Consider the following 22,975-nt stretch of genomic DNA (forward strand, 5'->3'; position numbering starts at 1 on the left):
TAATGATTGTAGTTTATGGAAATAGTCTATCCAACGGGCAGTACCTGTATCAACGAGCTTTGTGTTGAAGAGAAGGCGGAACTGTTTGATAATGGCCGATACCTGGATTTTAAGCAGGGCGAACTGGTGGTTAAAAGAGGAGCACCGGTTCATGATTTGTACCTGATCCAGGAGGGAACTGTTGAGTTGACCCTCGACGATGAGCGAACCAAACAGTCGCTGATGTTGCTTTTCTCGGGTGAAATCATCGGCATTAACTGTGCTTACTCAACAAAGAACTATCGGTTTTCGGCCCGGGCACTCACCGATTGCAAAGTGCTGATCATCGATTATCAGCTGTTTACCCGTTTGCTGACAAGCAATCCGCGCTTTTCGATGGCTTTTATTCAGTACATCTCCATGGTGAATGAGAATTTTCTGAACTGGCATATGAAGTTGACCGAACGGAACTCAGCTGGTGCACTGGCCTTTCTGTTGTGCGAGTTTGAAAAGAGCTATGGGCAGCGGTCGTTTGAATTGCCATTGACCCGAAGCGACATGGCCCGGGTAATCGGTTTCTCGAAGGAGAGTGTGCTGAAAAACCTGGCCGATTTCAGGAAGGAAGGCCTCGTGGAAAGTGAAGGACGGGAAATAACCATCGTGGATCTTGAACGCCTTCAGGATATTTCAACCTATGGGTAAGCAGAACAATCGGGCTAGTACGCTTACTGACTCTACTTCTGGAAGTTCGACTAGTTACTAGGCCTTTAATTTCTTAATTTTTTGAGGGATGGTGCCCCGTTCGGTGAGACGACCAGGGCAAGGACGGTGTTGGCAATTAAATCGGGTTCGAGGACGAGAGCAACTTTGGTGGCTACCCGCTGGTCATGTTGGCCGATAAAATTAGCCTGCCGCTCGGGTGGTGTTTGATGCAGCTGGTTGGCAAATTTCCAGGCGCCATCGCGAGCCAGTTGCATGCTGAAATCAACCAGGTAATCATCCACTTCACCGGTCCATTTTAGGATGTATTTCAGAGCTGGCCAAATGCGAGATAGTTTGTCCTGAACCTCGTGTACCAAAGAAGAGAGAATGGCATTGATCCGGTTGAAGTCATCGTGCAGCTTATTCAGCTCTTTTCCGCGCGAGACTTCGGCAGCGGCAATACCTAAGTCGAGGTTAATGTGGGCGTTTATGCCCATGAGCAGATGCTGCAAAACAATGGGCCAGTAGCTGGTTGATAAATCAAAGGCTCTTTGCCAGGAGCGGGTAAGCGGAAGTCCGGTCCGGCTGGCTACCAAGCATCGATGTACCGTTGGGCAAACACTACATCCAATTGCTCCATGCGCGGACCATCGTCAAAATAGTTGTTTTCAATCCCTTCTTTTACTTTGATGGTACCCTTTTGGTACAAGGCAGCAAAGTAGCCTGAAGGATCACCGTTGTATTCGCAGTGTTGGATGATCTGCTCCAGAACTTCAATGACCTCATCAATGGTTTTCAGTGGTGCTGCTGGCATGAGAACAGGCGTTAGCTTATCGGATTAACTCAAGTTTTTCAAGGTATCCAACGATTTGCCAACAGATATGGTTCAAACTCTGAGTTTTAAATTCTAAGTTCCAGGTTCTGCCACCTCCTGTCTTCTTCCTCCTGTTTCCGTGCTCCGTTTTTTTAAATCAAATACTGAAACAAGTCGGGCTTGTCATTCACATATTCATAAACAAAGCCATTCTCTCTCATGCGGGTTAGCAGTCCTTCTACATCCTTGTGGTCCTGAACCTCGATGCCCACAAAAGCAGGACCTCGCTCGCGACTGTTCTTTTTGGTGTATTCGAAGTGGGTAATGTCGTCGGTTGGGCCAAGCACGTTTTCTACAAAGTCGCGCAAAGCTCCGGCCCGTTGTGGAAACCGTACAATGAAATAATGTTTCAGCCCTTCGAACAGGAGGGAGCGTTCTTTTATTTCTTCGGTACGGGTAATGTCGTTGTTGCTACCTGAAACAATGCACACCACGTTTTTCCCTTTAATTTGATCGGCGTAATAGTCGAGTGCGGCAATGGATAGTGCTCCGGCCGGCTCAATCACAATGGCGTCGCGGTTGTAGAGTTCCAGAATTTTGGTGCAGATGCGGCCTTCCGGAACCAAGACAATATCGTCAACCACCTGCTGGCAAATTTCAAAAGGGATTTCGCCAACACGCTGTACGGCGGCACCATCAACAAACTTATCGATGTTTTCAAGGGTGACAACTTTCCCTTGTTTCAGCGATTCGGTCATGGAAGGAGCTCCGGCCGGCTCAACTCCAATGATTTTGGTGCTGGGATGAACCTGTTTGAAATAGCTGCCCACGCCGGCAATCAGTCCGCCGCCGCCAATAGGGACAAACAGGTAATCAATTTGGCAGGTTGAGTCTTGCAGAATTTCCAGTGCGGAGGTGGCTTGCCCTTCAATAATCAAGGGGTCGTCGAAAGGGTGAATAAAAGTCTTTTTGTTTTCGTTGCAATCTTTCCAGGCTTCGGTGCTGGCGTCGTCATAAGTGTCGCCATGCAAAATGATTTCGACAGACTCTCTGCCAAACATTTGCACCTGCTTGATCTTTTGCTTGGGGGTGGTGGTGGGCATGTAAATTTTGCCGTGAATGCCCAGCTTTTGGCACGAATAGGCCACGCCTTGCGCATGGTTGCCGGCACTGGCACAAACCACGCCGTTCTTCAATTGCTCCTGGCTTAAGCTTTTAATCTTGTTATAGGCCCCGCGGATTTTGTACGAGCGTACAATCTGTAAGTCTTCGCGTTTTAAAAATACGGAGGCTCCAAACTGCTCGGACAAGTTCCGGTTTTCCATGAGCGGGGTGGATGTTAAAATCTCATTGAGCGTCAACTTGGCCCGATTAACATTCTGAAGCGTTGGAAAATATTGTTTGGTCATTTTTTGTCTTTATATATTGAAAGCAACATTTGGTGAAAGGTTCAGTTCATCGAATAAACCGATCCGCAAAAGTAAGTCACTTTCGTTCTTCAGAAAAGCGATTGAGCTGATTTTGTTTCGAATTTAAAGTATTGTTGAAAGAAGCGAGTTGCTTGTTACCTTTTCGGGAGAACTATTATTCTTCCACTTCGGGGGTGAATCGTTCGTAATAGTCGGTTGAAAGCACCCGAAATTCGGTACGCCGGTTCAGGCCTTTGGCAATTTCCTGTTGCTCGGGACTGAGTTCATTGATGAATTCCTCCGTCAGTTCATCGTTTCGCTTCAGAAAGTCATAGTCTCGGGCCAGGTTGCGCGTCACTTTCTTGGGCCAGGTTTCACCATATCCCTTGGCCACCAGTCGTTCGGGGTTAATGCCTCTTTGAATGAGGAAGTCAACAACAGACTGGGCACGTTTCTGCGATAAGTCGAAGTTGAACTGTTCGGATCCCACAAAGTCGGTGTGCGACATCAGTTCGATGGTAATGGTGGGGTTCAGCTCCAGAATGGCGACCAAGCTATCGAGAGCATGGATCGATTGGGGTAGCAGCTCCCAGCTTCCAAATTCGTAGTTGATGTTGTCTACTTTGATGGGCGCATCGGTTGGCGTTAGGTACAGATCCAGTCGGAAGTCCTGACTATCATCCAGTCCGATGGTTGATTCCCGGCCTTTATCATTTAAGTAGCCGTCTTTAAAGGCCGCAAAAACATAGTCGGTTTCAGGGTTCAGTTTGAGTTGAAACTGCCCTTTGTCAGCACGCATTTTCAGGTTGGTACCATCCGTTCCAATAATCCGGATGCGGGCACCATCCAGGCGCTGGTTGGTTTCTTTGTCATATATTTCACCTGAAACCCGGAAGATCTTTGGCGGCAGGTAAAAGGAGTAAATATCATCGCTGCGCGAACCTTTGCGGTTAGAGGCAAACAGTCCACGGGTTTCTTCGCCTTCAATAAAAGCCATCCCAAAATCGTCGCCTGTTGAGTTGATGGGTGATTTCAAATTTTGAATGTGCCATTCGCCATCTTTCTTGCGGGTGGCTTTAAAAATGTCGAGTCCGCCCATGCCCATGTGGTAATCCGAGGAGAAGTACAGCTCTCCGTTGGAGCGAATGGTTGGGAAAACTTCATTCCCCGGCGTATTGATTTTAGGGCCCAAATTCACCGGCTTAGAGAAAGTGCCTCCGCTGGCTGTCGCCATCCAGATGTCTTTACCACCATAGCCTCCGGGTTTATCGGAAACAAAATACAGGGTATCGCCATTGGCCGACAGGGACGGGTGAGCGGCAATCAGACTATCACCAACCAAGTCCAGTTTCGTGGGTTCTGACCAATTGCCACGAGACATTTTTACCCGGTATAGTTCGGCACCCAAGTCTGTTTGCTTATCATAGCGGGCTCGGGTGAAAATCATTTCATCGCCGTTTTCGGATAGGGTGACGGCTCCTTCCTCGTCGGGCGAGTTGATCAAGCCTGATTCATCCACCAGAACCGGCGCGCCCCATTTTTGCCGTTGAACCAAGTATTCTACGCGGAAAATATCAGCAAAATAAGCACCGGAGATGGCGCTTTGTTTCTTCCCTACCGTATTTTCACGGGTCGAGGTCAGCAAAATCTCATTTTCGCGGCCGCCCACAAAAACAGGTGCATAGTCGCTGTACTTTGAGTTGAGCTCGCGAACCGAATTGACGACATAGCGGGTGGGATTTTCCTCCCAGTCACGGGTATAGCGGCAGGCATCCAACCCGTTGATTGCTTGCACATCATTGGGAACGGAGTCGAGGTATTGCTGGTAAGCTTCAATGGCCTGATCGTATTTTTGGGTGGCGCGCAAACAGTCAGCGTAGTAGAGTACCGCCTTAAAATCGGGGTGCTGCCGGCGGATGGCATTTTTGTACCAGATGGCCGCTTTCCCATATTCGCCTGTAGTGCGGTAAGCTTCGGCCATGTTGTAGGCCATGTTCATCTTGTGTTGCAGATTATCATCCTTGCGGTATGCTTTGCGGTATTTTTCGGTAGCCCGGTAATATTCGCCAATCTCATAGGAAAGTGAGCCTAAGCGATAGTATTTTTGAGATGAACAGGATCCCAAAAGGAGCAGGGCTAAAAAGAGAATACTAATTAAATAGGTCCGCTTCATGAATCAAGGCTGATTAAGGCAATAAAAGTAACCAAATTTGTTCGTTATGGAAAAACGTAAAATGAAAAGATAAAGTATTCCAATTTCAGGGTTCGTGAATATTTTAGTTCTTTTGTCACAATTTTACCAACCATTCTGGATATGAATAGAGGCTCCATTCACATGACGCTTGCCTGGAAACGCATGAAAGCTGGTGATAAAGCCGCTTTAGCGGAAATATTCGATCATTTTTACTCGGACTTGTATCACTATGGACTGAAAATTAGCTATGAGCCCGACTTGGTGAAAGATTCGGTGCAAGATGTCTTTCTTCGGATTTGGGAAAAACGCGCTACGCTTGGTGATGTTAAGAATGCGAAAGCTTATCTTTTATCTTCGGTGCGGCGCAGGGTGCTCGATAACAAAGAACTTTATGGGGAAACAAAGAGCGAGGAAAGTGTTGACGGGGAGTCACAAGCTTTTTCTTTTTCATCGGCCGAATTTATGGAGGTCGAAGAAATCTCCAAACAACTTCGGGCCTCTATTGTTCAGGCTATTAATAGTTTGCCCGACCGGCAGCGGGAATTGATTTACCTGCGTTTCTATTTTAATCTCCCCTATGCTGAAATTGCCCGGATCATGAGCGTCAAGGAGCAGACAATCAAAAATATGATGCAACGGGCAATTGCCAATCTTCGAGATAAAATTGACCCTCAATTATGGGAGGACATTGACTACATTGACGACCTTTTCATGACTTTCTTTCTGCTATTTCAAAAAAAAGGTTGATTTAGGGTAGTACCTTTTTGCCTGTTTGTCCTCTATATACATAAACGGCAGGAAAGTTTTACTCATGGAGATTCAAAATAAACTAACAACATTACTGGCAGACGAAGTTTTTCAGGATTATATCCGAGACTTTGGAGACTTCTCAGCAGAAAAGCAAAAAGCATTCGCAGAGCAGTATGGTCTTTCTGAAAAAGAACTGGCCGATGCCCGAAGGTTTGTTTCCGGCATAGCATTTAAGCGAGCTGGCGTTGATGCTGGAGAACGGGATCAGGCATTAAAACGGCTGATGAGCCGAATTGCAAATACTTCTGATTCGGCCGAACGCAGATTAGGAACAGGTGGTTTAGTACAGTGGGTCTCTCGTATCGCGGCTATTTTGTCTATTCCTTTACTGTTAACAAGCATCTATTTCTATCAGCAAGCATCAATTGGCACCTCGAACTTAAGTTCTTTGGCGGCGAGTCAGAAAACCTTCAATACGTTTCGGGCTCCCCTTGGCGCGAAAACACAGGTTGTTTTACCCGATGGCTCGCTGGTTTGGTTAAACTCGGGGAGCAGTCTTTCCTTTCCTTCGGTTTTTGATGGACATACCCGCGAAGTAAAGCTTAAAGGCGAAGCCTATTTTGAAGTCGTCAAAAATGAACAGGTTCCCATGTTGGTTTCTGCCGGTCAGCTAACCGTGAAGGTGTATGGTACGACCTTTAATGTGAATGCTTTTGCAGATAATGGATTGGTTGAGACCACTCTGGTTGAAGGGAAAGTAACACTGATTCCGAAAGAAAGTCATAAGGAATATTTGCTGGAGCCAGGTTATTCGGCTTCTTATGACTTACAAAATCAGGAAATACGAGCCATGGAAGTTTCGGAAATGGAAGCTTTTACCGGCTGGAAGGATGGCAAGCTGCTGTTTCATGACGAGCGTTTCGCAGCTATTGTCGATCAGCTGGAGCGCTGGTATAATGTGGATATTAAACTTGCTGATCCTTCGCTGGGAGAGTATACGTTATACGCCACCTTTGTTGATGAAAACATTGAGCAGGTATTGAGTATTTTATCCAATTCCATCCCAATCAATGTTAGGTATATTAAGCGTCATAAGCAGGCTGATGGCAGCTATTCGAAACGGAAAGTAGTAATCACACGAGATGTAAATAGAGTAATAAACTAATTATAATATTTTGAATAGCAATAATTTCTAAAAGATGAGTATATGATATAGTTACCAAACGTATCGCGTAAAAAAAAACAGGAAAGAGCGGCAACTCCTTCCTGTTTCAAATTTGAAAATTCAACGATTTATTAATTACTAACAAATCAATTCAAAAGTATGAAAAAAAACAGAGGAATTCATGCCGAAAACTTAACACTCAGGCATTCCTGGAAAATTCTATTGAAAATGAAAATTACAATCTTATTGGTGCTGCTGGCGATATTCCAATCGCTGGCATTCGATGGGTATTCTCAATCAACCAGGTTCTCTTTCGATCTTCAAAATGCGAAGGTAGTAGATGCCTTGCTTACCATTGAAGATCAAAGTGAGTTCTATTTTGTCTACAATAAGGAGGCAATTGACCTGGAACGTAAAGTTAAGATTGATGTGAAAAATCGTAGTATAGAAGACGTGCTGGATATTCTTTTTAAAAATACCGACGTCAATTATCAGATTTCGGGAAGACACATCATTTTGGCAACCTTGCAGCAAAATCAAGAAAACCGAACCCTCATAGGTAAGATTACCGATTCGTCAGGTGAGCCCCTTCCCGGAGTTACTGTTTTGGTAAAAGGAACGACCCATGGGACAATCACTAACTTTGATGGAAACTACACAATTTCGGATGTGCCAGCTAATGGAATTTTGGTGTTTTCGTTTGTTGGAATGAAAAGCCAAGAAGTCGTTGTAGGCAATCAATCGTCAATAAATTTAGTGATGGAGGAAGACGCCATCGGTATTGAAGAAGTGGTAGCTGTTGGGTATGGTACCCAGAAAAAAGCGAACCTAACCGGGGCGGTTCAGTCTGTATCTGCTTCTGAATTGAAGGACCGTCCGGTGGTTTCGGCTGTTTCTAGTTTGCAAGGGGCGATTCCGAACCTGAATATCTATGTCTCAGATGGACGAGCCAACAGCGTACCAACCTTAAATATTCGTGGTACGACAACCCTGTCGGGGGGAGGTGAACCACTAATTGTTATTGATGGAGTTCCTGCTACAGTAACCGAATTTTCACAGATGAATCCTTCGGATATTGAGAGTGTGTCATCTTTGATGGATGCAGCTTCTGCTGCTATATATGGTGCCCGGGCTGCTTTCGGAGTGGTGCTGGTAACTACAAAATCGGCCGGTAAAGAAGAAGTACAGGTTAGCTATAACACGAATATTTCGATGCGACGACCGGTAATTATTCCGGAATTTATTCGAGAGCAAAATACAGTAATGCGCGCTCGAGTTGAGGCTACGGGTGGTTGGTATACCTTAAAATATCTTTATGGAATTAACGATTGGGATTTTTTAGATCGGGTTACTGCAGGCGAGGAAGATGAAGTGGTTTTGAATCCGGAAGATCCGACTAGGTGGCTTATGGCTGGACGTACCAATTGGTACGAAGAAGCCATGAAAAACTTTAGTATGACGCAGAATCATAATGTTGCCATCTCTGGGCGTAATGATAAGACAAGTTATTATTTATCAAGTGGCTATTCGCGGCAGGATGGGATCTTTAGGTATGGTAATGATATCTTTGATAAGTATAACATGCGTGGAAAGATTGCCTTTGACGTTACAGATTGGCTGAATATTTCCAATAACACATCTTACAATTATGATGTTTACGATGAGCCTTCTCAAGGATTCAACTTCTCCGGCTTATACAACACATCAACCTTAGGTGTAATTAAGAATCCGGACGGATCGTGGTCAAGTGCCGGTGCTTCATTGTTGGGTGCTGCTGCTGAAGGGGGACGTTCCTATACTCGCAATGCGAGGTATTGGACATCTTTCACAGGTAAGGCAAGCCTAATTAAAGATATGCTTACGGTTACTGCCAAGGCTTCATTTATGCGTTCGGATAAGACTCGGAAAGTTTTTTGGCTACCTGTTGAGTATAAAATAGGACCGGATGAAATTCGGACAAACCACCCGGTTAAAGATGCCCAGCGAGATGCAGGAACTGCTCGCCAGAATGTTTTTGATATTTATGCAGACTTTGATAAAGACTTTCAAAAGCATCATGTTCATGTTCTTGTGGGTTACAACCAGGAGTACCGATATGATGATTGGTTTAAAGCATATCGAAAAGACTTGATCAGCACGAGTGTGCCGAGTATTAATAATGCCACCGGAGATAAAGAGCTTGATGAGTGGATCTCGGATTGGGCTACCCGAAGTGGGTTTTTCCGTGTGAATTATGATTTTGATGGAAAATACTTGTTTGAGGTGAATGGGCGCTACGATGGAACGTCAAGATTCCCTCAAGAAGACCGGTTTGTGTTTGTGCCTTCTGCTTCGTTGGGGTGGAACATACATAAAGAAAACTTCTTTATGCCTTTTTCGAGTATATTCAATACTCTAAAGCCTAGAATCTCTTATGGTCGTCTAGGAAATCAAAACGTAAGTGCTTATCACTACATAGCCAAAATGAACGATGGAAGAACCAGTTCAATTCTTGATGGTGGCGAATATGATCGGCAGCTGACACTATATGCACCTGGACTTGTTTCGGGGAATCTGACTTGGGAAAAAGTAGAGACAAAGAATATTGGTATCGATTTTGGATTACTCAATAATCGGCTCTCAGGAACTTTCGATTATTATCACCGGGCAACAATTGATATGCTTACGAAGGGTAAAAAGTTACCTGGTGTTTTAGGAACCGCCGTTCCGGATGAAAATGCTGCTGACCTTATTACCAAGGGATGGGAACTGGCTCTTAGTTGGAAAGATAATTTTAAACTAGGATCCGACCGATTTAACTACAGTGCTCGTTTTACGCTAGCTGACAGCCGTGCCTGGATCACGGATTTTGATAATCCCGAAGGTCGTTTGAATGATTACTATGAGGGCTATGAAATTGGAACGATTTGGGGGTATGAGGTAAATGGTCTTTTTCAGACTGGAGAAGAAATTGCCAACCATGCTAATCAAAGTGCATTTTGGACTTATCCAGGAAAAGTACCTCCAGGACCTGGCGATATGAAGTTTGAAGACCTTAATGGTGATGGGGAAATTAGAGGTGGTCAAACAATAAATGACTTGCAAGATCTCAAGAAAATTGGAAATAGCAAAGCTCGTTATCATACGAGTTTACGGATTGGAGCGGACTGGAAGGGCTTTGATTTTTCAGCATTTGCTCAGGGCGTTCTTAAGCAAGACTGGTATCCGACATCCTACTATTTTTGGGGGTTAAATGCAGGTCCATGGACAAATCTTCAAACGTGGCAGCATGAAAATTCGTGGACTCCTGATAATACAGAAGCCTACCTTCCCCGTTTGAAAGGATATGCAGCGACTTGGTGGAGTGGCGGAGAGATGATCCGACAGAATACCCGCTATCTGCAAAACAACGCATATATCAGATTAAAAAATGTAACAATGGGATATACCATCCCAAGCTCACTTACCCAAAGAATAAATGTTGCACAGTTACGCTTGTTTGTGGCAGGAGAGAACTTACTCACCTGGTCCGGAATCAAGAACCCGAATATCGACCCGGAAGCAAGCAATAGCAGTTATCCTATACAGAAAATGTTTACTTGTGGACTAAGTGTTAAATTCTAAAAAAAATACGGACAATGAAAAAAATAGGCATTTTATTCATATTGACGCTTCTGTTTGCTTGTAATGATGAGCACTTGGAGCGATTCCCTCAGTCCGATATTACTGAAAAAAACTTTTTCAGTAATGTGGATGACTTGAAGACTTACAGTTACCAGTTCTATGATTATATCAACCCCTCATACTGGGATCGGCCTTCAGATAATACAACTGTTGAGAAAGGAAGCATTAAAAGCCTAATGCTGGGAGCCGTAACATCCGACAATATTGGCGGTTGGGGTTGGGGACAGTTACGTTCTATCAATTACTTTCTGGACAATTACAAGAATGCAGAAGGACTGCCAGAGGAAATTAGCAAATACGGTGCGATGGGGCATTTTGCCCGGGCGCGTTTCTATATTGGTATGGTAAAAACATATAGTGATGTCCCTTGGTACTCGCATGTGTTGAATACCAATGACGAAGAGGAACTTTATAAAGGACGTGATACCCGCGAAATGGTGGTTGATTCCATTATTGCAGATCTGGATTTTGCAACTCAAAACCTCACCAATGAAGAGAGCAAGGTTATGCTTTCAAAGTGGGTGGCCTATGCTCAACTGGCTCGCTTTTGTCTTTATGAAGGAACTTATCGGAAGTACCATGCCGGCGAAACCGACCTGCATGTCACTAAGGAACCTGCTTATTTCTTGAATAAAGCCGTTGAAGCTGCAAATGCGATTATGCAAAGTGGGGAATTCGCTATTAGTACAGTTGGCGGACCTGACGAATCGTATGCAAATCTTTTTAATGGAGGTGCGAACCTGGCTGAGAACCCGGAAATGATCATGTTTAAAGAGTATGAAGATGATAAAAAAGAACATGGTGCGGAACTGGTACTTGATTTCGAGAATGGAATTAGCCGAAGTATGGCCGATAGCTACCTAAAACTAGATGGTACATTTGTTCCTAAAGCTGAAACTGAGATTACTCCGCTGAACGATATCTTTACAGATCGCGATCCGCGTATGAAACAATCTTTAATGATGCCGGGCTATACTTTGCCAGGACGTAACTCTCCCTACAAACTTTCTCTGGGAAAAACCGGAGGCTACGGGCAGATTAAGTTTATGCCTAAAGAAGAAGATACGCACTGGGATGGTTACATGACTGTACATACTGACCTGCCTTTGTATCGATATGCTGAAGTATTATTGATTTATGCTGAAGCAAAAGCTGAATTGGAGACGCTTACACAAAATGATTTGGATTTGACGATCAATCTGCTACGTGATCGCGTTGGAGTTGGGCATTTGAGTCTTAACCCACCGGTCGACCCAGTACTGGACGCACAGAATCCGGGCATCACTACTTCGCAGAAAGCAGAATTACTGGAGATTCGTCGTGAAAGACGTGTGGAGTTGTTTGCTGAAGGATTCCGCTATACCGATATGATGCGTTGGAAACAGGGAACAGTATTTGAAAAAGCACAGCAAGGAATTTATGTCCCTTCTACTGGATTAGTGGATATTACAGGAGATGGGGAAGCCGACTACTTTATTAGTGACGATGGCTCTAATCAACCTGCAAACCTTCCTGCTGGAGTAACTATCTTGCTTGCCAACTCGGATGATTCACCGTTGTACTTGGAGAATGGAAAATCGGGGCATATCATGTTTAAGATTGAGCAAAATGGTTTAGGAACATTCCAGGAACCTCAATATTATTATCGTCCTGTGCCTTCAAGTGAAGTATTGTTGAATCCAAATTTAGAGCAAATATTTGGGTGGAATTAATTCTAAAAAGATAAGAAAATGAAAAAAATAATATTTATAAATCTGATACTAACGATGCTGTTGTCCGGGTGTATGCAGCCGGTTGATGTGAACGTTGATGTGTTGCCAGATAATCCAGATATATCGTCCATCAAGGTTGGATTAATGAGCGAGACTGGCCTTTTTCAAACACTCCCTGTAACATTAGAGGAGATAAATACAGAGGATAAAACGATAACAGTCTATCTTAAAACATTCATGAGTATGGAGCGGATATGGGTGAGTACCCGTACTGAAGATGGATGTCAGATAACTCCGCTTGGAGAAGCTCCTGAGCTTGGTACTTATGGAGACTATACCAGTCCTCGGAAGTACCGGGTGACAGCGCCATCGGGAAATTCTGCAGAATGGACTATTTCTATTATGCAAGATCCCAACCTACCTGATATCAGCTGCCTGGCCAATTTATGGACGGGTGCTGATTTGGCTTGTGATGATGAACCTTTTCCTAGTTATAGCCCAACTATAGTTACTGGCGAACAGCTGGATGGCGACTGCAATAAAATTAAATTAACCCTTAATTTCTGGGCAGATGGGAATGCTGTGATCGAGCTGGAGCTTGAGTTAGGCGCATTTGATGAATCAACCTTTATCGGAGAGGTTACCTTATTGAAAACCGTTAGTTTCTCATCTTATGGTTCGAATATGACATACGAGGCAGGCCCGGCTGGGACTTATAACCTGAACTCGCTCGAGCTGAATTTTGATGCTGCATTTTCTGGTTACAGTGGTTGGGATAGCTATCCGTTATCTTTTTATAAAAAATAGGGTTTAATCTTGAATAGATAAATCTGAATTTAAGCAGGTCCGTCTCTGACGGATCTGTTTTTCAATTTTAGATATATAGCACACCATTTTTATCGGACAACTGATGATTTGGAAAGGGAGTTCGATCGTAATACAAATAAGCATAAAACTATGAAGAATATTCTTTTAATTACAACTCTGCTATTCCTTGTTTTTAGCGCCAATACAGAAGCTTCAAATGGGAATAAAAGAAATGGAAAATTTAAGTTTGCCTTTTTTACTGACATACATCTGAATAAAGGTGATAACAATTGTTTCCAGGGTTTGGAAAAAGCGATCAATGCTGCAAAATCAAAAGGCGTTGATTTTATTATTACAGGTGGAGATCAAGTGGATGTGGATGGATTAGGAAAGGATGCCGAAACGGCATTTGAGTTATATGATCGTTATAGTAAAGTCACTTCGGCTGTTGGGCTCGATTATTATGCTGCAATTGGAAATCATGATCGTTTTTGGGGGTGTGATAAAAATGATCCGTTATATAACGAAGGGCTCTTTGAGCAGTACCTGAATAAAAGCTATTATTCGTTTGATCATAAGGGGTGGCACTTTGTTGTGTTGAATACCAGTAACTCGGTTGTCGGTGACAAACAAAAAGAATGGCTTGCTGAAGATTTGAAGCAAGTTGATCAGGAAACGCCTATTGTTGTTGTAGCCCATGTCCCTTTTATATCGTTGTACTATGTAGCGCTTCAAGGTCGATATACCAGTGCCGATACATTTTCAAATTCGAAAGAGATCTTGGACATGTTTAAAGAACGAAATCTAAAGCTGGTTCTTCAGGGGCATCAGCACCTTTATGAGGAGATCAAAATATTAGGTATCCAATTTATTACTGCCGGTGCTGTTTCTGCAAGCTGGTGGGGAGGCGATTACCATGGTACAGAAGAAGGATTTTTACAGGTTGAATGCAAAAGCAATGAATTTAGCTGGGAATATGTTGATTACGGTTGGGAGGTAAGTAAATAAGTGGCCCATGTTTTTCTGAAGAAAAACAGAGTAAAATGATCTTCTTTCGGTTGATCGTTTTTCTGAAAATGTAATTCAATACTGTTTTTTGCTAGTTTTTTAGTGTATTTTAGATTTGTTGTTTCATAGACTGGACGGTAACGTAGGAGGAAGATGTTTTGATAAATCGAAGTTTGGATAAAATCAAGGATGGGAATAAATTGAGCAATGAGTGTTTAGGCTTAAATAACTGATTGGATAACCACAAGGACGGATGATTGAAATTTCCATTCGTCCTTCATAATTTATAACGATGAAGATAAAATTCCTTTTCTCAATTTTTGTGATGCTGGCTTTTGCCGCATGTACCGGTAAACAAACTACTTCGAATGCTAATCAGCCAGACCCTGAGCTGGTTATTGCGACCTTCAACCTTCGTTACAACAACCCCAATGATGGTGAAAATGCCTGGCCCAACCGGAAGGAACAGGTGAAAGCGCTGATTCGCTATCACGAGTTTGATATTTTTGGTACCCAAGAGGGATTGATTGGCCAGTTAAACGACCTTTCGGAGATGTCGGAGTTCGCGTTTACGGGTGTGGGGCGTGACGATGGCAAGCAAGACGGAGAACATTCGGCAATCTTCTATAAAAAATCGCGGTTTGACTTGCTTGGCAATGGTGATTTTTGGCTGAGTGAAACGCCTGATGAACCGTCTTACGGCTGGGAAGCCAAGCATCGACGTATTTGTTCATGGGGAAAGTTCAAAGACAAACTGACGGCAAAAACGTTTTTTATTTTTAATGCACATTTTGATCATCAGGCTGTTGAGGCACAGCGTCAATCCGGTATTTTGGTTGTTGAGAAGATGAAGGAAATCGCAGGAGATGGACCCGTTGTTTTCATGGGCGATTTAAATTCGACACCCGAAACAGAACAAATTCAGACCATTAGTGGCTTTTTGAACGATTCCTACAAGGCAACAAAAATGCCTCCCTATGGCCCTGAAGGAACGTTCAATAGTTTCAATTTTAATGCGCCAATGGACAAACGGATTGATTATGTTTTTGTTAGCAAGGATGTTACGGTGTCGTCTTACGGTGTTTTAACGGATAGTTACGATCAAAAATACCCGTCCGATCACCAACCTGTTGTTGCCAAAGTGGTGATTGATTAATAGAACACGAAATCAAATAAATAGAGAAACCGCCCTTCTAAAGAGGCGGTTTTTTGTTACAACGGTCTATGTGCCGCGTTGAGGGGCATTGCACCAACTTTCCTGTTAATTTGTGCAACAGTAGTATCTTTTGCTAATGGCAAGCACAATCGATATTTAGCTTCAACGAGAGCGAAGAGCATTTAAAGTATCCGTTCCGCACACAGGACAAGCAGCTAAATGGGGAGATAAACATACGTTCGGTTCCAAGCAATTCGCTCTCGTTGTCTCCTCAGATGATGGCATTGTTCTAACACAATCAGCTACGGAAAAAGTAGACAATCTCGGTTGGAATAAATTGTTCAATCGTCATTAAGAATCCTCTTTACACAAAGATATTGTTTCGTTAAAATGAGGTCAACAAATATACACTATATGGTTTAGGCAGGTTAGCCAGAGCCATCTTCCTCCCAAGTCTTTTCTACTCATTGCATTGTCATTTCAGTTGATACAGTGTTGTTTGAACCCTCTGCTTACTGGTAATAACCAGATTTGACATTGCCTTAAGCTTAAGGCAAACTTCAACACTTAGTTTTGAGTCATTCTTTGTTTGTGCGCTGTTTGTTTCATGAAACTATAATAAATACAGAAAAAAACAGGTACCTTAACCATGAATTCAACAATGCAGCGAATAGGCTTGTTAAAAAACAGGAAGGGAAGAAAATATTTTTCATAGTTTTGTAAAGATTGCTTGCTATATGGCTACCAAAAAACTAAAACCTCTTCAGAAAAATGAGTTTGAAACGATATACAACCGTTTCTTTCACATTTACTATGACATTGCCCAACGTTTCCTTTATCATGAGGAGGATGCCAAGAGTGTCGTTCAGGATGCTTTCATCAAACTTTGGGAAAACGAAATCCATTTGCAAAACGACGATGAGATTAAAAACTACCTTTTCATTCTCGTCCGCAATCGCAGTCTGAATGTCATTCGGCAACGAAAAAGACAATTTCAAACAACGGATCAACCAGAGTATATAATCAACTCAATTAGTCATAAACTGCTTGAAAAGACAGGTGAAGATATTTTGCTTTACCAGGAACTGTTTGAAAAAGTTCAACAAGCCATTCAGGCCTTGAGCCCAAAATGCAAGAAGGTATTCCAATTAAGTCGTTTTGAAGATTTGAGTAACAACGAAATTGCAGCCATATTGGATATTTCAGTTAAAGCTGTTGAAGCCAATATAACGCGTGCACTTAAGCAGCTTCGGGAAGAACTTGCTCCTTATTTAACATCGAAAGAAGCAGCACCTAAACTCCCCATTTTATTCTATTTAAGCCTGATCTAAAATAAATCTATTTTTTTTTCATCAATACATGTAGGGTTCAACTTCCTGTTGGTGTTTTTATAACAAACACATTCAACGAATGCGAAACATCCATGAAATCATGTCACGTTTTTGTCAACGGCAGGCCAAGCACGATGAGCTAAAGGAATTCGACCAGTGGCTTGACGATAACCAAAACGCACAAGAATTTGCTGATCTACATAAGCTCTGGTCTTGGTCAGGGCAGATAGTCGAAAAAAAACCGGCAGTCTCTTTTACAGATACCTGGGAAAAGATTCAGTCATCACCTACTGCAAGTAGTAGCCACTCCAAAAGACTTAATGCCTCTTTTATTTTTCGTTATGCCGTTATTGCTCTTCTGGTTTTAAACCTGGGATGGTGGGGAGCTCACTTCTTCTACCAAAAGCAAAATCAGACAGCCATGCAGGATTTTTCAATTAGTGCAACCCCCTACGCCAATTCAGTAATCACGCTTCCAGATCAAACTTTGGTTTACCTGCGTCCGGGATCTTCCCTGAACTACGATAATGGATTCAATGCCAACAAGCGGGAAGTGCTACTCAATGGAGAAGCTTATTTTGATGTTACCCGACAACCCGACAAACCATTTATTGTAAAAACAGACCTGGCTCAAATAAAAGTGCTTGGAACCAAATTTAACGTTTTGGCCCAAAATGGAGCTCCAATCTATCAAACGACCTTGGTTGAAGGACAGGTAGAATTTCAACCTAATTCAGGGGAAAAATACCTGTTAAATCCCAATCAAATGCTTGAGCTAAATACGCAAAAAAATACCGTCACGATAAGTGAAGTAAACACGAATCTTTATGTCGCCTGGAAAGATGGGAAAATAATTTTCAGGGACGAAACTCTTGGAGATATAACCAAGCAACTGGAAAAAATCTACCATGTCCAGTTTATTTATCAAAATTCAAAACTTGCCGATAGCTATCGTTTTTCTGGAACTATAAACCGAGAGACTTCTATTGGCGAAGTCATCAAAATGCTTAAAATTTCAATTCCAATGGGAGTTGAACGAAAAGAAAGGTTCCCGGAGCCCGACTTAATCTATTTGAAATAAAAACGGGCAATACTACCAATATTGCCCGCTGGAATAAGGGACTACCAATCCCTTGAGTTTTAATAAAAATAATAGGACAAAATTATGAAAAAAAAATCTGTATTCTACGGGTTAATATCCCGTTGTTACTTGAAAAAATGGTATCTCATGATGCGTTTAGTTGTCTTTTTAATTTTGATTTCAGCCATGTTGGCCAAAGCTAATACCGGCAGTTCACAAACCGCCAAACTAACTATGAGTTTTGAAAACGTTAGTCTGACGGAGGTTTTTGAAGAAATTGAGAATCAACTCAACATTGGTTTTCTTGTTCCCAGCAATCTCTTAAATGACGAACGGAATATTAATATTTCAGTGAGAAATGCGACCGTAGAAACAATATTGGACGAAGTTCTAAGCCCCAATGGCTACCAGTTTGAATTTGTTGGCAAGAATGTAGTCATCACTGAAAAAACAACCGTTCAACAACAAGCGGTAAAAGGTACGGTGACTAACAGTTCCGGAGAATCTATCCCCGGAGCAACCGTTATGGTCAAAGGCACGTCAAGCGGAACCATCACTGACGGGGAAGGCTTTTACGAATTACCCAATGTTCCGGTAGATGCTGTTTTGGTTTTCTCATTTGTGGGGATGCAATTGCAAGAAGTATCAGTAGCCGGACGCAGCACAATCAATGTTGTTTTACAAGACGAAACCATTGGCATTGAAGAAGTCGTTGCGATTGGCTATGGAACCGTTAAAAAAGCAGATTTAACAGGTGCTGTTTCAACCGTTGATGTTGAAGATTTGGCAGGAACACCGGTAGCCGGAGTTGATCAGATGCTTCAAGGCCGGATGGCTGGAGTTAATGTAGTTGGTGATTATGCTCCAGGTGGAGGCGTGTCAGTTCGGGTTCGGGGTTTTAGTACAATTCGGAACAATGATCCGCTGTATGTTATCGATGGAGTTCCTGTCGAATCCGGAATTAACATGATCAATCCTAATGACATCGAATCACTTCAGATTTTGAAAGATGCTTCTTCAGCATCTATTTATGGTTCGCGGGCTGCCAATGGGGTGATCATCATCACGACTAAAAAAGGAGAAAAAGGAGATGCTCGCGTTAGCTTCGATGCTTACTGGGGCGTGCAAGCATCGGCCAAGCAACTTAACCCACTGAATGCAAAAGACTATGGCGACCTGTTATGGAAAGCCCACGAGAATGATGGAAAAACACCTGTAAGTGACATTTACGGAACAAGTGCCACCCCAACAATCCCTGCGTTCTTGGATGAAAACAGCCGAGTGCCATCAACCGATTTAAATTGGGTGGACCAAATTCAGCAAAATGCACTGGTTCAATCCTATAACCTAAGTATTTCCAACGGAAGAGATAATTCCAACCAATCATTCTCATTGGGTTATTTCGATCAGGAAGGGGTTATTAAATTCACCGATTTTAAACGGATAAACGCACGCTACAATTCTGAATACAGGTTCTTTGACCGTTTGACTATTGGCGAAAACCTTTCACTGTCGCACTCGTGGTCTAACGAAGCGCAAACAAATAGTGTTTTGGGAAGCGTGGTTTATGATGCTTATAAGTATCCATCAATTGCTCCTGTTTACGATCTGGATGGCAACTTTGCCGGAGCCTTTTTAAGCGATATCCGAAATCCTTATGCCAAGCTTTTCCACAACCAGGACAATACTCACAAACGACTCAAATTTTTTGGAAATATTTATGCTGAGCTGGAAATAATCAAAGGTCTGAAGTTAAAAACAAACTTTGGAGCCGACTACTCCAATTATTACAGAAGAAATTTCAGTCCTAAATTTCAGGAAACTGGTGCACATAACCCTAGTACTATTAGCACCTTGTCAACAACCAATAGCTGGAAGTTTGATTGGATTTGGACTAATACGGTTGCCTATAGCACCCGGATTAATGACAAGCACCAGATTGATCTTTTAGGGGGTATGGAAGCAATCGAATCAACTTATGAAATAAACAGTGCTTCGCGTGAGGGCTTTCCGTATGAAGAAGAAAACTTCCGCTACCTGGATGCCGGAGATGGTGGAACTCAGAAGAACTCGGGCAGTGGCTTAAACTCCTCACTGACTTCTTATTTCGGAAAAGCCGATTATGCATACGACAGTCGTTACCTTTTCTCATTCACCTTCCGTCGTGATGGCTCTTCAAAATTGGGCAACAACAAGTGGGGCAACTTCCCTGCTCTTTCTGCCGGATGGCGAATTAGCGAAGAAGCTTTTTTCACTAAAGGCATTATCAATAACCTGAAGTTACGTTTAGGTTGGGGACAAAACGGGAATCAGGATGTTCCTCCTTACGCCACAATTGAAAGTTATTACACCAACGCCTACCATTCGAACTACGCGATTGACGGTGCTCAAAGCTCTGTTTACAATGGCTTCACTCAAAGTCGGAATGGAAATGCCGATCTGAAATGGGAAACAACAACTCAGACCAACATTGGATTGGATTTAGGATTCTTTGATAACCGGTTAAGTGTTACTGCCGATTACTTTTTCAAGAAAACCAAAGACCTACTTCTGGAGCGTCCGCTTCCTCCGGTAGCTGGAGGTACTAACCAAACGGTATGGGACAATGTGGGAGAGATGGAAAACAAAGGTATTGAGTTGCTGATCGACTACCAAAGTGTTCGCAAAGGGGATTTCTCCTGGAATGCCAGCTTAAATGTAGCTCACATTAAAAATGAATTGACCAGTCTGCCTGACGATATTGATTTCATCGCTTTGCCAGGCTCTTACCTGCATAGTGTCAACTTCGACCAGGAAACTTCCCGCTCAGAGGTTGGGCAACCAATTTCTTCATTTTATGGCTATCATAGCCTGGGCATTTTCCAAAGCCAAGCAGAAATTGATGCGCATAAAGTTCAGCCGAATGCCAAACCCGGAGACCTTAAATTTGAAGACTCCGATAAAGATGGTATTTTAGATGGTGATGATCGTGGCTTCATTGGAAACCCACATCCTGATTTTACTTTGGGGTTGAATCTTGGCTTCCAGTATAAAAATCTGGATGCTGCTTTGTTCTTCAATGGTAGCTTTGGCAACGAAGTTTGGGATCTGACTCGTTACTACGGAGATTTCTTCAACCTTTCGGCTTACAACAAGCTTGACCATGTGCACGATGCCTGGAGTACAGATAACACAGGGGGAACAGTTCCGCGTTTATCCTTGGATGATACCAACAACAATATCCGCCCTTCATCCTATTACATTTCTGATGCTTCGTATGTGCGCCTCAAAAACCTAACTATCGGTTACTCACTTGACAAACTGGCATCACGCATTCACAGCAATAAACTTCGTGTTTACGTTCAAATCCAAAATTTATTTACCATCACCGGCTACGATGGACTGGATCCGGAAGTTGGCTTACAGAACTACAGCTCGGAACACCGCAACCTGGATATTGGTGTTGACCGTGGATTATATCCTCCTTCCCGAACATTCACCTTTGGTGTAAACCTTGGATTTTAATCTTTAATCAGTGAACCATAAAAAAGAAATTATCATGAAACGAATTATATATTTTCTGATTCTAAGCGTATTCCTTGTAAGTAGTTGTAGTGATAGCTTCCTGGAGGAAAGCCCAATTGGAGAGCTTTCACCCGATCAGATTTTAAAACCTGAAAATGTTGAAAAGATCGTTATTTCAGCTTATTCTGTATTGAATGGTCAATTCGACGAAGCATCCAATGCCTATAATTCTCCAGCTTCGAACTGGAGTTTTGGCGATGTTGTTTCCGATGATGCTTACAAAGGTGGTGGAGGTACGGGAGACCAAAATCAAATTCATCTGATGGAGATCTTTGCCACTGATCCAACCATAAAAGATGTGGAACGTAAATGGCTGGCTTTATATGAAGGAATTCGTCGTGCAAACCTTGCCATTCGCCTGCTCAACGATAGCGAAGAATTTGACGCGTCATTAAAAGAACAGCGTCTTGCTGAAATGCGTTTTCTACGCGGGCATTATCATTTTGAAGCCAAAAAAATCTATGGCAATATTTGCTACATTGACGAAACAATTGTTACGAAGGAAGACTTCTACGATCTTTCGAATTCCGATTTAACGAACGAGCAACAATGGGCAAAAATTGAAGATGATTTTAAAGCTGCGGCTCAAGTACTTCCCGGAGATCAAACAGAACCTGGACGCCCGGTTAAATGGGCAGCAAAGGCTTACCTGGCCAAATGCTACCTCTTTCAGAAAAAATGGGATGATGTCATTACCGAAACCGATGCGGTTATTACATCTCAAAAATACAGTTTGATGGCCAACTTCAGCGATGTCTTTTTACCAGACAATGACAATGGTTCAGAGATTGTATTTGCCGTACAGCATTCGATTAATGATGGATCGCCCAGCAATTACAATGGTTCCATTGGTGACCGCTTGATGTCGCCCGGAGGTCCTTATGCAGGCTATGGATTCCTTCGTCCATCACAAAACCTGGTCAATGCCTTTAAAACTGATGCCAATGGTTTGCCAGCTCACGATAATGCCATGCTTGAAGACTCTGATCCGATAGACCCACGCCTCGACCATACATTGGGACGCCACGGTATTCCATTCCTCGATATTCAGGTTTATGACTGGACACCACGCGAAGCTTCGGTATATGGGCCGCACATCACCAAGAAAAGGCTGTTATCAACCAATTCGCCAGACTACCTTGCGGTATGGCCATACATTACTGCGTTGAACTACTACATCATTCGTTACGCTGATGTACTCCTTTGGCGTGCTGAAGCGGCTATTGAAACCAATGACCTTGAAACAGGCCGTACTTACATCAATATGGTTCGGGAACGTGCCCGCGATGGTGTTTATGTAAAAACCATGGATGGCACTGCTGATGCAGCTAACTATACAATTGACCGCTATCAAACAGCATTTGGATCAAAAGATGCAGCTCTAACAGCCTTGCGTGCTGAGCGTCGCCTTGAGTTTGCACACGAAGGACATCGGTTCTTTGACCTTGTTCGGTGGGGCATCGCAGATGAAGTGATGAATAGCTATTTTGAAAGCGAAAAACAACTTCGTTCCCACTTGGTCAATGCTAAGTTTGTTGCAGGGAAACACGAATATCAGCCTATTCCCCAGACGCAGATGGATCTGAGTCAGGGGGCTATGACTCAAAATTCAGGTTATTGATCATAGATTCGTGTTAATA

Annotated in this window: 16 protein-coding genes; 12 read left to right on the forward strand and 4 right to left on the reverse strand. The window is 43.0% G+C overall.

Going from position 1 to position 22,975, the window contains the following annotated elements:
* Positions 1-15: 15 nt before the first annotated feature.
* The gene (locus tag ACUNWA_RS00840) at positions 16-681 is read left to right on the forward strand and encodes a Crp/Fnr family transcriptional regulator (protein WP_445589975.1); all 666 of its coding nucleotides are present in this window, start codon (positions 16-18) and stop codon (positions 679-681) included.
* Between the two features lie 65 nt (positions 682-746).
* Here the strand turns inward: ACUNWA_RS00840 and ACUNWA_RS00845 are convergent, their stop codons facing one another.
* The 4 genes from ACUNWA_RS00845 to porE form a co-directional block, all read right to left on the reverse strand.
* Positions 747-1,277: a DUF5995 family protein gene (locus ACUNWA_RS00845; RefSeq protein ID WP_445589976.1), complete on the reverse strand. Its 531-nt coding sequence runs from the start codon at positions 1,275-1,277 to the stop codon at positions 747-749.
* A complete protein-coding gene (locus ACUNWA_RS00850) occupies positions 1,271-1,495 on the reverse strand; it encodes a DUF5995 family protein (RefSeq protein ID WP_445589977.1) in 225 nt (74 codons plus the stop codon). Before ACUNWA_RS00850 ends, ACUNWA_RS00845 begins: the two co-directional genes overlap by 7 nt.
* A 152-nt stretch (positions 1,496-1,647) precedes the next feature.
* The gene (gene ilvA / locus ACUNWA_RS00855) at positions 1,648-2,904 is read right to left on the reverse strand and encodes a threonine ammonia-lyase (RefSeq protein WP_445589978.1); all 1,257 of its coding nucleotides are present in this window, start codon (positions 2,902-2,904) and stop codon (positions 1,648-1,650) included.
* Between the two features lie 175 nt (positions 2,905-3,079).
* The gene (gene porE, locus ACUNWA_RS00860; protein WP_445589979.1) at positions 3,080-5,077 is read right to left on the reverse strand and encodes a PorE family type IX secretion system protein; all 1,998 of its coding nucleotides are present in this window, start codon (positions 5,075-5,077) and stop codon (positions 3,080-3,082) included.
* Between the two features lie 141 nt (positions 5,078-5,218).
* On the opposite strand from porE, the gene ACUNWA_RS00865 reads away from it, so the two are divergent.
* From ACUNWA_RS00865 to ACUNWA_RS00915, 11 genes are all read left to right on the forward strand, one after another.
* Positions 5,219-5,845, forward strand: a complete 627-nt coding sequence (locus ACUNWA_RS00865; protein ID WP_445589980.1) for an RNA polymerase sigma factor — start codon at positions 5,219-5,221, stop codon at positions 5,843-5,845.
* A gap of 64 nt (positions 5,846-5,909) precedes the next feature.
* Entirely contained in the window at positions 5,910-7,013 is a 1,104-nt protein-coding gene (locus ACUNWA_RS00870) for a FecR family protein (RefSeq protein WP_445589981.1), read from the forward strand.
* 159 nt (positions 7,014-7,172) lie between these two features.
* Positions 7,173-10,616 (forward strand): TonB-dependent receptor, encoded by a 3,444-nt coding sequence (locus tag ACUNWA_RS00875; RefSeq protein ID WP_445589982.1) that lies wholly within the window; start codon positions 7,173-7,175, stop codon positions 10,614-10,616.
* A 14-nt stretch (positions 10,617-10,630) separates the two neighbouring features.
* A complete protein-coding gene (locus ACUNWA_RS00880; RefSeq protein ID WP_445589983.1) occupies positions 10,631-12,388 on the forward strand; it encodes a RagB/SusD family nutrient uptake outer membrane protein in 1,758 nt (585 codons plus the stop codon).
* Positions 12,389-12,406: 18 nt separating this feature from the next.
* Positions 12,407-13,195 (forward strand): DUF5018-related domain-containing protein, encoded by a 789-nt coding sequence (locus ACUNWA_RS00885; protein WP_445589984.1) that lies wholly within the window; start codon positions 12,407-12,409, stop codon positions 13,193-13,195.
* A gap of 150 nt (positions 13,196-13,345) precedes the next feature.
* Entirely contained in the window at positions 13,346-14,203 is an 858-nt protein-coding gene (locus ACUNWA_RS00890; protein WP_445589985.1) for a metallophosphoesterase family protein, read from the forward strand.
* 292 nt (positions 14,204-14,495) lie between these two features.
* Positions 14,496-15,359, forward strand: coding sequence for an endonuclease/exonuclease/phosphatase family protein (locus ACUNWA_RS00895; protein ID WP_445589986.1), 864 nt, complete (start codon positions 14,496-14,498; stop codon positions 15,357-15,359).
* 737 nt (positions 15,360-16,096) lie between these two features.
* Positions 16,097-16,690 (forward strand): RNA polymerase sigma-70 factor, encoded by a 594-nt coding sequence (locus ACUNWA_RS00900; RefSeq protein WP_445589987.1) that lies wholly within the window; start codon positions 16,097-16,099, stop codon positions 16,688-16,690.
* 100 nt (positions 16,691-16,790) lie between these two features.
* On the forward strand, positions 16,791-17,771 hold the full coding sequence (locus tag ACUNWA_RS00905) for a FecR family protein (protein WP_445589988.1): 981 nt from the start codon (positions 16,791-16,793) through the stop codon (positions 17,769-17,771).
* Positions 17,772-17,918: 147 nt separating this feature from the next.
* The gene (locus ACUNWA_RS00910; RefSeq protein ID WP_445589989.1) at positions 17,919-21,275 is read left to right on the forward strand and encodes a TonB-dependent receptor; all 3,357 of its coding nucleotides are present in this window, start codon (positions 17,919-17,921) and stop codon (positions 21,273-21,275) included.
* Between the two features lie 34 nt (positions 21,276-21,309).
* The gene (locus ACUNWA_RS00915) at positions 21,310-22,956 is read left to right on the forward strand and encodes a RagB/SusD family nutrient uptake outer membrane protein (RefSeq protein ID WP_445589990.1); all 1,647 of its coding nucleotides are present in this window, start codon (positions 21,310-21,312) and stop codon (positions 22,954-22,956) included.
* Positions 22,957-22,975: the final 19 nt, after the last annotated feature.

The organism is Sunxiuqinia sp. sy24, from assembly GCF_052677165.1.

What these genes read in the sequence shown, in the direction of transcription:
- ACUNWA_RS00870 (WP_445589981.1), top strand. Translation starts at nt 5,910, where the DNA reads ATGGAGATTCAAAATAAACTAACAACATTACTGGCAGACGAAGTTTTT.
- ACUNWA_RS00850 (WP_445589977.1), bottom strand. Translation starts at nt 1,495, where the DNA reads ATGCCAGCAGCACCACTGAAAACCATTGATGAGGTCATTGAAGTTCTG.
- ACUNWA_RS00910 (WP_445589989.1), top strand. Translation starts at nt 17,919, where the DNA reads ATGATGCGTTTAGTTGTCTTTTTAATTTTGATTTCAGCCATGTTGGCC.
- ACUNWA_RS00885 (WP_445589984.1), top strand. Translation starts at nt 12,407, where the DNA reads ATGAAAAAAATAATATTTATAAATCTGATACTAACGATGCTGTTGTCC.
- ACUNWA_RS00900 (WP_445589987.1), top strand. Translation starts at nt 16,097, where the DNA reads ATGGCTACCAAAAAACTAAAACCTCTTCAGAAAAATGAGTTTGAAACG.
- ACUNWA_RS00840 (WP_445589975.1), top strand. Translation starts at nt 16, where the DNA reads ATGGAAATAGTCTATCCAACGGGCAGTACCTGTATCAACGAGCTTTGT.
- ACUNWA_RS00890 (WP_445589985.1), top strand. Translation starts at nt 13,346, where the DNA reads ATGAAGAATATTCTTTTAATTACAACTCTGCTATTCCTTGTTTTTAGC.
- ACUNWA_RS00915 (WP_445589990.1), top strand. Translation starts at nt 21,310, where the DNA reads ATGAAACGAATTATATATTTTCTGATTCTAAGCGTATTCCTTGTAAGT.
- ACUNWA_RS00880 (WP_445589983.1), top strand. Translation starts at nt 10,631, where the DNA reads ATGAAAAAAATAGGCATTTTATTCATATTGACGCTTCTGTTTGCTTGT.
- ACUNWA_RS00865 (WP_445589980.1), top strand. Translation starts at nt 5,219, where the DNA reads ATGAATAGAGGCTCCATTCACATGACGCTTGCCTGGAAACGCATGAAA.
- ACUNWA_RS00895 (WP_445589986.1), top strand. Translation starts at nt 14,496, where the DNA reads ATGAAGATAAAATTCCTTTTCTCAATTTTTGTGATGCTGGCTTTTGCC.
- ilvA (WP_445589978.1), bottom strand. Translation starts at nt 2,904, where the DNA reads ATGACCAAACAATATTTTCCAACGCTTCAGAATGTTAATCGGGCCAAG.
- ACUNWA_RS00905 (WP_445589988.1), top strand. Translation starts at nt 16,791, where the DNA reads ATGTCACGTTTTTGTCAACGGCAGGCCAAGCACGATGAGCTAAAGGAA.
- ACUNWA_RS00875 (WP_445589982.1), top strand. Translation starts at nt 7,173, where the DNA reads ATGAAAAAAAACAGAGGAATTCATGCCGAAAACTTAACACTCAGGCAT.
- porE (WP_445589979.1), bottom strand. Translation starts at nt 5,077, where the DNA reads ATGAAGCGGACCTATTTAATTAGTATTCTCTTTTTAGCCCTGCTCCTT.